Annotated in this window: 12 protein-coding genes; 9 read left to right on the top strand and 3 right to left on the bottom strand. The window is 69.0% G+C overall.

Translation table 11 applies throughout. The features are described from left to right. Positions 1-572: amidohydrolase family protein (locus VEG08_10530; protein HXZ28421.1), on the top strand; the 572-nt coding region annotated here is incomplete at its 5' end. Between the two features lie 29 nt (positions 573-601). Then, on the top strand, positions 602-1189 hold the full coding sequence (locus VEG08_10525; protein HXZ28420.1) for a Maf family protein: 588 nt from the start codon (positions 602-604) through the stop codon (positions 1187-1189). A 41-nt stretch (positions 1190-1230) separates the two neighbouring features. On the opposite strand, the gene tatA is transcribed toward VEG08_10525, so the two are convergent. Then, on the bottom strand, positions 1231-1395 hold the full coding sequence (gene tatA, locus VEG08_10520; protein ID HXZ28419.1) for a twin-arginine translocase TatA/TatE family subunit: 165 nt from the start codon (positions 1393-1395) through the stop codon (positions 1231-1233). A gap of 71 nt (positions 1396-1466) precedes the next feature. Next, the gene (locus tag VEG08_10515) at positions 1467-2648 is read right to left on the bottom strand and encodes a M20 family metallopeptidase (GenBank protein ID HXZ28418.1); all 1182 of its coding nucleotides are present in this window, start codon (positions 2646-2648) and stop codon (positions 1467-1469) included. Between the two features lie 142 nt (positions 2649-2790). Here VEG08_10515 and fabZ point away from each other — a divergent pair, with 142 nt between their 5' ends. Genes fabZ through VEG08_10490 form a run of 5 tightly spaced genes read left to right on the top strand, consistent with a single transcriptional unit; the run spans position 2791 to position 6324 of the window. After that, positions 2791-3324: a 3-hydroxyacyl-ACP dehydratase FabZ gene (gene fabZ, locus VEG08_10510; GenBank protein HXZ28417.1), complete on the top strand. Its 534-nt coding sequence runs from the start codon at positions 2791-2793 to the stop codon at positions 3322-3324. Then, positions 3321-4118, top strand: coding sequence for an acyl-ACP--UDP-N-acetylglucosamine O-acyltransferase (gene lpxA, locus VEG08_10505; GenBank protein HXZ28416.1), 798 nt, complete (start codon positions 3321-3323; stop codon positions 4116-4118). Before fabZ ends, lpxA begins: the two co-directional genes overlap by 4 nt. Next, complete coding sequence (locus VEG08_10500; protein HXZ28415.1) at positions 4115-5005, top strand: hypothetical protein; 891 nt, start codon at positions 4115-4117, stop codon at positions 5003-5005. Before lpxA ends, VEG08_10500 begins: the two co-directional genes overlap by 4 nt. A 17-nt stretch (positions 5006-5022) precedes the next feature. Next, positions 5023-5856, top strand: coding sequence for a UDP-2,3-diacylglucosamine diphosphatase LpxI (lpxI, locus tag VEG08_10495; protein ID HXZ28414.1), 834 nt, complete (start codon positions 5023-5025; stop codon positions 5854-5856). A 3-nt stretch (positions 5857-5859) separates the two neighbouring features. Beyond that, entirely contained in the window at positions 5860-6324 is a 465-nt protein-coding gene (locus VEG08_10490; GenBank protein ID HXZ28413.1) for a DinB family protein, read from the top strand. A 39-nt stretch (positions 6325-6363) separates the two neighbouring features. Here VEG08_10490 and VEG08_10485 read toward each other — a convergent pair whose 3' ends face one another. Beyond that, positions 6364-6999 (bottom strand): superoxide dismutase, encoded by a 636-nt coding sequence (locus tag VEG08_10485; protein ID HXZ28412.1) that lies wholly within the window; start codon positions 6997-6999, stop codon positions 6364-6366. Positions 7000-7150: 151 nt separating this feature from the next. Here VEG08_10485 and VEG08_10480 point away from each other — a divergent pair, with 151 nt between their 5' ends. Then, the gene (locus tag VEG08_10480) at positions 7151-8200 is read left to right on the top strand and encodes a Gfo/Idh/MocA family oxidoreductase (protein ID HXZ28411.1); all 1050 of its coding nucleotides are present in this window, start codon (positions 7151-7153) and stop codon (positions 8198-8200) included. A 161-nt stretch (positions 8201-8361) separates the two neighbouring features. Continuing rightward, on the top strand, positions 8362-9029 hold a 668-nt coding region (locus VEG08_10475; protein ID HXZ28410.1), incomplete at its 3' end, for a hypothetical protein.

Here is a 9029-nt window from a genome sequence, read left to right as displayed (position 1 = left end):
TGCAGGGCCTGATCCGCGACCTGGTCGCCCACCACGTCGCCGTGACCTCCACGCTGCCCGTCTTCGAAGCGTCCACCATCAACGCGCCGCCCAACCCGCGCGCGCTCGGGGCCATGGCTCCCAGCCAGCTTGAGAGCTTTTTGGCGGCGCGCTCGGGCGTCACTCCGGAAGGGAACGCGCGCACCACCGCGCTGCTCAAAAAGGAGATGGAGTTCGAGCGCGCCTTCGCACAAGCGGGCGGCCTGTTGCTGGCCGGCCCCGACCCCACCGGCAACGGCGGCACCATCCCCGGCTTCGGCGATTGGCGCGAGCTGGAATTGCTGGTGCAGGCGGGCTTCTCGCCGCTCGAGGCCATCAAGATCGCCAGCTACAACGGCGCCCAGTACCTGGGGCGGCTCGACCGCATCGGCAGCATCGCCGCCGGCAAGCAGGCCGACCTGGTGGTGGTGCACGGCGATCCCGCCACCAGGATCGAGGACATCGAGAAGACGGAGATCGTCTTCAAGCAGGGCGTGGGCTACGACTCGGGCAAGCTTATCGAGTCGGTGCGCGGCCAGGTGGGCGTGCACTGAGTCTTCAGCGTGAAACTGAAACGTGTAACGTGAAACTTGTTCTCGCTTCCGCTTCCCCCCGCCGCGCCGAACTACTGCGCAACGCCGGCCTCGCCTTCCGCGTCGAGGTCCCGAACCTCGAGGAAGCGACCGAGCCCGGCGAGGCCCCCGACGCCTACGCCCGCCGCCTGGCCCGCGACAAGGCGCGCGTGGTCGCCGCCCGCTGTCCCGGCGAGCTGGTGCTCGCCGCCGACACCATCGTGGTCGCCGGCGATCACCTGCTGGAAAAGCCGCGCGATCCCGCCGACGCCGCCCGCATGCTTCGACTGCTCAGCGGCCGTACCCACGAGGTCACGACCGGTGTCTGCCTTCTTCTTCTGGAAACTGGAAATGAGAAACCGGAAACTGTCTTCGAGGATGTCCGCTCGGAAACCACGCAGGTCACCTTCGCGCCGCTCACTGACGAAGAGATCCAAGCCTACGTGGCCACCGGTCAGACCATGGACAAGGCCGGCGCCTACGGCATCCAGGAGTTCGCTTCACGCTTCGTGACGCGCGTGGAGGGCTGCTACTTCAACGTGGTGGGACTGCCCGTGCGCTTGGTCTACCGTATGCTGCGGGAGCACGGCGCAGTCTAGACAGGGGCGCGCTCAGGTCCGTTTCCCCGAGGGAGAAGGCTCTATTTCTTGTCTGGCTCTTTCTCGCCTTCCTTCACCGCCGACCGGAAGCTGCGGATCCCATCGCCCAGGCCCTTGCCCAAGTCCGCGAGCTTGCCCGGCCCGAAGATCAGGAGGGCGATGGCCAGGATCAGAAGCAATTCCGGCAAACCCAGCTTGCCAATCATGGAGCCTCCACATCTGTCGCCATTCTAGCACCGCTGGCAAGCGCGGCCTATGACCCTTCCGGCCGCCTGCCTCAAATCGTCTCGATCAGCCCCGCCAGCAGGGCCGCGCGCCGCGGCAGTTCCGCCAGCAGCACCGACTCCTGCGGCGCGTGCGCCCCTTCGCCCACGCCGCCCAGGCCATCCAGCGTGGGCACCCCCAGCGCCGCCGTGAAGTTGCCGTCCGAGCCGCCGCCCACCGCGGCCTCACCCAACTCCCAGCCCAGCCCGCGGGCCAGTCCTTTGGCCACGCCGTAGAGCAGCGCCCCGCCCTGGCTGCGCTCCAGCGGCGGACGGTTGATGCCGCCGCTGATCTCTACTTGGCACTTGGGGTTGAACGGCCGCAGCGAGCGGAACTTCTCTTCGATGAGCGCGGCGTCGCTCAGGCGCTCGATGCGCACGTCCACCTCCGCGGCCGCCTCCGCCGCCACCACGTTGGTGCGCGTTCCCCCGCGCACCACACCTACGTTGACCGTGAGCCCGCGCCCCAGGTCGGTGAAGGTCTGGATGACCGCGATCTGCTGCGCCAGTTCCAGGATGGCGCTGTGCCCGGCGCGGAAGTCCAGACCGGCATGCGCCGCCTTCCCGGTCACCTTCACCACGTAATCGCCCACGCCCTTGCGCGCGGTCTTGAGCGCGCCTTCCAGGCCCTGTGCCGGCTCCAGCACCAGCACCGCCTGCGCTTTCCGCGCCAGCGCCTGGGTGATGCGCCGCGAGGTGGAGCTGCCCATCTCTTCGTCCGAAACCAGTAGCACCGTGAGCGGGCGCCCCAGCCCGCCCAGCGCCTGCCGCATCGCCCGCAGCGCGAAGAGCGCCTGGGTGATGCCCGACTTCATGTCCAGCGTCCCCGGTCCCCAGGCCCGCCCCTGGCCTACGCGGAAGGGCATGCTCTTCAGCGTGCCCACCTCGTACACCGTGTCCATGTGCCCGAGCAGCAGGATGGGCTGGCCGCCGCGCCCGCGGCGCTCGGCCGCGAAGCTCACCTCCAGGTGGTTGCCGGCGGCGGCCTGCCGGTGGATCTTCACCTTGCCACCCAGGCGCGCGAACTCCTGCGCCAGGAACTCTCCCAGGCGGTCCACCGCGGTCTTGTCCAGGGAGGGCGACTCCAGTTCCACCAGCGCCTGCAGCGTGCCCAGCATCTCGCGGCGGCGCTGCTCCAGGTGGCGGAGCACCTTGCGCGCCGCGCCCACGCCGGAGCTACCCCGGGGAGTGCTCATGTCGGTCCCGCTCCATTCTCACCCGCTGCCGGATGCACTATAATCCCTGCTTCCCTTTGGTGCCGGCCGTGACTGGCGACCCAGCTTGCGCCGCGCCGGCCTCGGCCCTCGGCGGCAATGTATTGTACCTAAAGGATTTGCGATGACAGACTCGCCCCACTCTCCGGCCGCAGTCAGCGATCCCCCCGCCCCCACCAAGACCACGCTGGACATCAACGAGATCCAGCGCATCCTGCCCCACCGCTACCCCTTTCTGCTCATTGACCGCGTCCTCGACCTGACGCGCAAGAAGCGCATTGTCGCCCTCAAGAACGTCACCGTCAATGAGCCCTTTTTCGCCGGCCACTTTCCCGGCTTCCCCATCATGCCGGGAGTGCTGGTCGTGGAGGCCATCGCCCAAGCTGGCGGCGTGCTGATCCTCAACGAGCCGGAGAACCGCCAGGGCAAGCTCATGGTCTTCACCGGCATCGAGCGCGCCCGCTTTCGCCGCCCCGTGGTCCCGGGAGACCAACTGCGCATCGAGGTGGACGTAGTCGCCTGGCGGCACTCCGCCGTGCGCATGGAGGGCAAGGCCTTCGTGGGCGACAAGCTGGCCTGCGAAGCGACCGCCAGTTGCGCTCTGCTCAGCCGCACGGCCGGTGGCCCGGGCCCGCAGTCCGAGGGCTCCGAATCGTGACCACGGCCTCCGCTCCTGCCGGCGTGCATCCCACCGCGGTCGTCGATCCCGGCGCCAAGGTGCCGGCCTCCTGCCGCATCGGCCCCTACTGCGCCATTGGTCCCCAGGTCGAGTTAGGCGAGCGCTGCGAATTGATCTCCCACGTCCACGTCGAGGGCCCCACCCGCATGGGTTCCGACAACGTCTTCTTCCCCTTCTCCTCCATCGGGCTGGCGCCCCAGGACCTGAAGTACCAGGGCGAGCCCACGCGATTGGAGATGGGCGACCACAACCAGGTACGCGAGTTCGTGACCATCAACCGCGGCACCGTGGGCGGCGGCGGCCTCACTCGCGTGGGCAGCCACTGCCTGATCATGGCCTACTGCCACATCGCCCACGACTGCCTGATCGCCGACCATGTGATCATGGCCAACGCCGCCACCCTGGGCGGCCACGTGATCGTGGAAGAGTGGGCGACGGTGGGCGCGCTCTGCCCGGTGCATCACTTCGTGCGCATCGGCGCCCACGCTTTTATCGGCGGCGGCAGCACCATCACCCGCGACGTGCTGCCCTTCTCCAAGACCGTGGCCGCGCGCGACGCCCATGCCTACGGCCTCAACGCGGTGGGCCTGGAGCGCCGCGGCTTCTCCCGCGAGCGCATCCGCAAGATCCACCACGCTTACAAGGTCCTGCTGGCCTCCAAGCTCAACACCTCGCAGGCGCTGGAGAAGCTCAAGGCGGAGGCCGATCCGGGCGAGGACGTCCTCCTGCTCATCCGCTTCATCGAAGAGTCGGAGCGGGGCGTGATCAAATGAGGCGGGCTGGTTGCGCCCCCACCCTGGCGGCCCTGGGCATCGCGGTCTTCCTTCCGGTCCTCGCTGCCTGTTCTGCTGCTGCGCAGAGCCCCGCCGCCGGCCCCGAGCACGCCGTGGTCTTCGCCGTCGAGGAAGCAGAGGGACTGGCCTCCCACTGGATCACGCCCGTGGCCACGGTCGAGGAGGGCGATTACTCCCCGGTCCCGGCCTCGTGCGAGCCGCAGGATGCGGCCGCCGACGCCTTTTTCGCCCACTACCTGGCCGCGGGCCGCAGCTACCCCTTGCTCTCAGGAGGCAAGCAGATCGGCAAGATCGTGTCCAACGGCCAGCGTGATCCGGCAGGGACTCCGGGCTCCCTCGCCGACCTGCGGCTTCTGGGCGGAGGGCAGGATCCACGGGCGGCTATGGCCACCGACTCTGCCTCCATGGCGCGTCCGCAGAGCCGCCGCCGCCAGCCCACCCCGGCGGAGCGCCGGCAGGCTGCCGAGGTGGCGACGCAGATCCTCCGCGAGCACAAGGTGGCGGAGGCTGACCTGGCGCGCCTGCGCGCCGACGGCCTCGCCGTGGCCGACCTGGAGGGCCGTGGCCAGTTCAGCCTGATCGCGACCTTCGTCATCCCCACACCCGACGACAGTGGCATCCAGGACAGCCTTTTCTTCGTTATCAAGCCCGGCAGCGAGCCCACCCTGCTCTGGTACGACCACCCGAACTCGGTCTCGCAGGGAGAAGAGTTGCTGTACGTGGACCAGATCCCGCGGCGGCCCGGCGAGCCCGACGACATCCTGGTGCACGTCGTGTCCTATCGGAACTCCACTTACCGCATCTATCGCTTCCACGTCATCCACTGGCGGCCCATCTTCGAGACCCCGGTGTACGGCTGTTTGTGAGTGCTAGAGTAGCGACTATGTCTGAACGCCTGGGATTGATCGCCGGCAACGGCAGCTTCCCGCTGCTGCTGCTCGAGGCCGCCCTTGCCCAGGGCGCCGAGGTGGTGGTCGCCGCCATCAAGGAGGAGACCTTCCCCGAGATCGAGCGCCGCGGCGCCGTCGCCGTCCACTGGCTCTCTCTGGGCGAACTCTCCAAGCTGATCGAGACCTTCAAGCGCGAGGGCGTCACCCGCGCGGTGATGGCCGGGCAGGTCAAGCACAAGCAGATCTTCTCCAGCATCAAGCCCGACTGGCGCCTGGCCAAGCTGCTGCTCTCCCTGGGCACGCGCAACACCGATTCCCTCATCGGTGCGGTGGCCAAGGTGCTGGAGGGTGAAGGCATCCACCTCATCAGTTCCACTTCTTACCTGGAGCCGCTGCTGGCCAAGGCCGGCGTGCTCACCCGCCGCGCTCCCAGCGAGGCCGAGCGCAGGAACATCGAGTACGGCCGCGCCGTGGCCCGCCACCTGGCGCAGTACGACATCGGGCAGACCGTGGTCATCGCCGAGTCCGCCTGCGTGGCCGTGGAGGCCATGGAGGGCACCGACGCCACCATCCAGCGCGCCGGCGAGATCATGAAAAGCCTGGAGGGGGACGCCGCGCTCAGCCGCGCCCTCACCGTGGTGAAGGTGGCCAAGCCCAACCAGGACATGCGCTTCGACGTACCCGTGGTGGGCGTGGCCACCGTCGAGGCCATGCGCCGGGCGGGCGCCACCTGCCTTGCCCTCGACGCCGGAAAGTGCCTGCTGCTCGATGGGGAGAAGATCGCCGCGGCCGCCGATGCGGCCGGCATGACCATCGTCGCGGAGTGAACCATGGCCTCGGAGAGCCAGCGCCTCGCCGACCAGCTCCACCGCGCCTACGCCGGCCCTGCCTGGCACGGCCCGGCCTTGCGCCGGCTTCTCCGCGGGATCACGGCGAAGCAGGCGGCCGCGCGCCCGCTGCGCAATGCTCACACCGTCTGGGAGCTGGTCCTGCACATCACCGCGTGGAAGCGCGCCGTACTGCGCCGCATGCAGGGGCACGCGCTGTCGCTCTCGCCGGCACAGAATTTTCCGCCCATGCCCAATGCCACCGCCGCCAACTGGCAGAGCACGCTGGCCGCGCTGCAGGCGGCGCAGCAGGACCTGCACCGCGCCGTCGCTGCGCTGCCGGAGTCGCGACTGAAGCGGATCGTCCCCGGCAAGCGCTACACGCTCTACTTCATGCTTCACGGGCTGGTGCAGCACGACCTCTACCACGCCGGCCAGATCGCGCTCCTGAAGAAGGCAAGGCGATGACGCCGCCGGCCGCTCTGGCGACCGGCGACTGGCGACTGCTCACGCCGCCAGCTTCTTCAGCAGTTCCACGCTCTCCTCGTAGCGCCGGTTGACTTCCTTCCAGTTGAGCGTGTCCCACCACGCTTTCAGGTAATCGGCGCGGCGGTTCTGGTACTGCAGGTAATAGGCGTGCTCCCAGAGATCGTTGCCCAGGATGGGATAGAAGCCCTGCGTGAGCGGGCTGTCCTGGTTGGGCGTGGTCAGGATGTGCAGCTTGCCGGCGCCATCGCGTGCCAGCCACACCCAGCCGCTGCCGAAGTGTTTGGCGCCCGCTTCGTTGAACTTCTGCACGAAGGGCTCGAAGCCGCCAAACTCTTTCTGGATGCCCGCGGCCACCAGCCCTGTGGCCTGGCCGCCGCCCTTGGGCATCATGATCTTCCAGAACATGCTGTGGTTGGCGTGGCCGCCGCCGTGGTTGCACACCGCGGTGCGGATATCCTCGGGCACGTTGTGCAGGTTGCGCAGCAGTTCCTCCACGCTGCGCCGGGCCAGCGCCGGATGCTTCTCCAGGGCGGCGTTGAGGTTCTGGACATAGCCGGCATGGTGCTTGTCGTGGTGCAGGTGCATGGTCTGGCTGTCGATGACGGGCTCGAGGGCGGAATAGTCGTAGGGTAGAGGGGGAAGTTCGAATGCCATGGTCTCATCTCCTCTCGGGGATTCCACGTGGGATCCAGCGTATCGTGGGACGACACATAGCTTCGATGCCGCCAGCTCCCTCCCGGTCGCAGAACTTGTCTCCTGGCCGGGCCGCGCGGCGGGCGTGCTCCGCGCTGGTACAATCTCAGCCTTGCCTTCCGCCGAGCCAATCCGCGCGGCCGTGGTCGGGGTGGGCGCCTTCGGGCGCAACCACGCCCGCGTCTACCGCGAATTGCAGCAGCAGGGCAAGGGCGTGGAGCTGGCCGCCATCGTGGACGCCGACGCCGCCCGCGCCGCCGCGGTCGCCGCCGAAGCCGGCGCCCGGCCCTTCTCCTCGCTCGCCGATCTCCAGGGCCGCGTGGACGCGGCATCCGTCGCCGTCCCCACCGTGCACCACCTGGCGGTGGCCCGCGCCCTGATGGAGGCCGGCATCGACGTCCTCATCGAGAAGCCCGTCGCCGTCAGCCTGGCCGAGGCCGACGAATTGCTCCGCCTCGCCTGCGCCCACCGCCGCGTGGTCCAGGTCGGCCACCTCGAGCGCTTCAACCCAGCGGTGCGCGCCACCGTGCCCCTGGTCACCCAGCCCATGTTCTTCGAGGTGCATCGTCTCAGCGTCTTCACGCCGCGCTCGCTCGATATCGACGTCGTGCTCGACCTGATGATCCACGACCTCGACGTGGTGCTCTCCTTCGTGCGCTCTCCGGTGAAGGAGGTGCGCGCCGTCGGCCTGCCCATCCTCACCGGCAAGGTGGACATCGCCAACGTGCGCCTGGAGTTCGAATCCGGCTGCGTGGCCAACTTCACCGCCAGCCGCGTCTCCACCGAGCGCGTGCGCAAGCTGCGCTTCTTCCAGCCCCACCAGTACGTCTCCATCGATTACACCCGCCAGGACGTGATGATCTTCGCGGTGGAAGCGGGCGCCGCGCCCCAGGGCCCGCTGGGCGACATGCTGGCGGCCAGCGAGGACACTCATCCTTCCAGCGCCGACATCAAGCTGCTCCGCCCCGCGGTGGTCCACGAGGAGCCCCTGCACGCCGAACTCTCCGCTTTCCTGGAGGCGGTGCGCACCCGCTCCCAGCCCCTGGTCCCCCTGGAGGATGGACGCCGCTCCCTCGCCCTGGCCCTCGAGATCCTGGAGACCATCCGCGAACACAGCCAGCGCGTGAACCTCGACGCGCTGCGCGCCGCGCCCCGCCCTTAGGTGGTGTTCCGCAACCTGGTTGCGGGCCGCGGGTTCTTAATCCCGGGACGCTTTTTTGCGAGCGGGTTGCCGCCGATTAGTGCGAAAATAGTTAACCTGACCCCGACGACCCGAGGAGCATCTAAATAATCTCCGCCCTCGCGCGGAGCGCTCGTCCTGCTATGGCCATGACGGAAATCCCGACGGCGCCTCCGGCGCCTCGCCCGGCCCCGCCGCCCCCGTCCCCCGACCTCCCCAGCCTGCTGCTGGAACTGGAGAGCGAGCGCGACCGCCTGCTCTGGCGCCAGGCCATCCTGATCTCCGTCATCGTCCACATGGTGTTGATCCTCTCCATGCCCTCCCTGCAGAAGATCTGGCCGCGCTCGCTGCCGCTGATGGCGCCCTCCACCGCCGATCTGCTGAAGGACCGCAACCTGACCTTCGTGGAGATGCCGCCCGATAACCAGCGGGTGAGCAAGCGCCCCGACACCAACATCGCCTCCGACAAGGACCGCATCGCTTCCTCGCGCCGCCCCATCATCGATCGCAAGACCCTGGACGAATTGCGCGCCAGCCCTCCGCCGGGCGCGCCGGGCGCCCCGGGCCAGCCCTCTCCGTTGCCGCCGCAGGCGGCCGCCGCAGCGGCCGCCCCGCCCGCACCGCCGGCCCCCTCCCAGAGCGCGCCCGCCGACCAGACCGCGCGCCTGGAAGGCCCGCCGTCGCTGGCCGGCTCCGGCCGTGGCGTCTTCTCCACTTCGCCCTCCGCGGGCACGGCCGTGGAAGAGGCCACGCGCGCCGCCGCCGCTGGACACGGCTCCGGAGGCAGCGCGGGAGGCTTCGGTCTGGGCAC

The sequence above is a fragment of the Terriglobales bacterium genome (assembly GCA_035624475.1).
Classification (GTDB): domain Bacteria; phylum Acidobacteriota; class Terriglobia; order Terriglobales; family Acidobacteriaceae; genus DASPRL01.
This window is presented reverse-complemented; position numbering and strand designations above follow the sequence as displayed.

What these genes read in the sequence shown, in the direction of transcription:
- VEG08_10490 (HXZ28413.1), top strand. Translation starts at nt 5,860, where the DNA reads ATGGCCTCGGAGAGCCAGCGCCTCGCCGACCAGCTCCACCGCGCCTAC.
- VEG08_10500 (HXZ28415.1), top strand. Translation starts at nt 4,115, where the DNA reads ATGAGGCGGGCTGGTTGCGCCCCCACCCTGGCGGCCCTGGGCATCGCG.
- VEG08_10515 (HXZ28418.1), bottom strand. Translation starts at nt 2,648, where the DNA reads ATGAGCACTCCCCGGGGTAGCTCCGGCGTGGGCGCGGCGCGCAAGGTG.
- fabZ (HXZ28417.1), top strand. Translation starts at nt 2,791, where the DNA reads ATGACAGACTCGCCCCACTCTCCGGCCGCAGTCAGCGATCCCCCCGCC.
- tatA (HXZ28419.1), bottom strand. Translation starts at nt 1,395, where the DNA reads ATGATTGGCAAGCTGGGTTTGCCGGAATTGCTTCTGATCCTGGCCATC.
- lpxI (HXZ28414.1), top strand. Translation starts at nt 5,023, where the DNA reads ATGTCTGAACGCCTGGGATTGATCGCCGGCAACGGCAGCTTCCCGCTG.
- VEG08_10485 (HXZ28412.1), bottom strand. Translation starts at nt 6,999, where the DNA reads ATGGCATTCGAACTTCCCCCTCTACCCTACGACTATTCCGCCCTCGAG.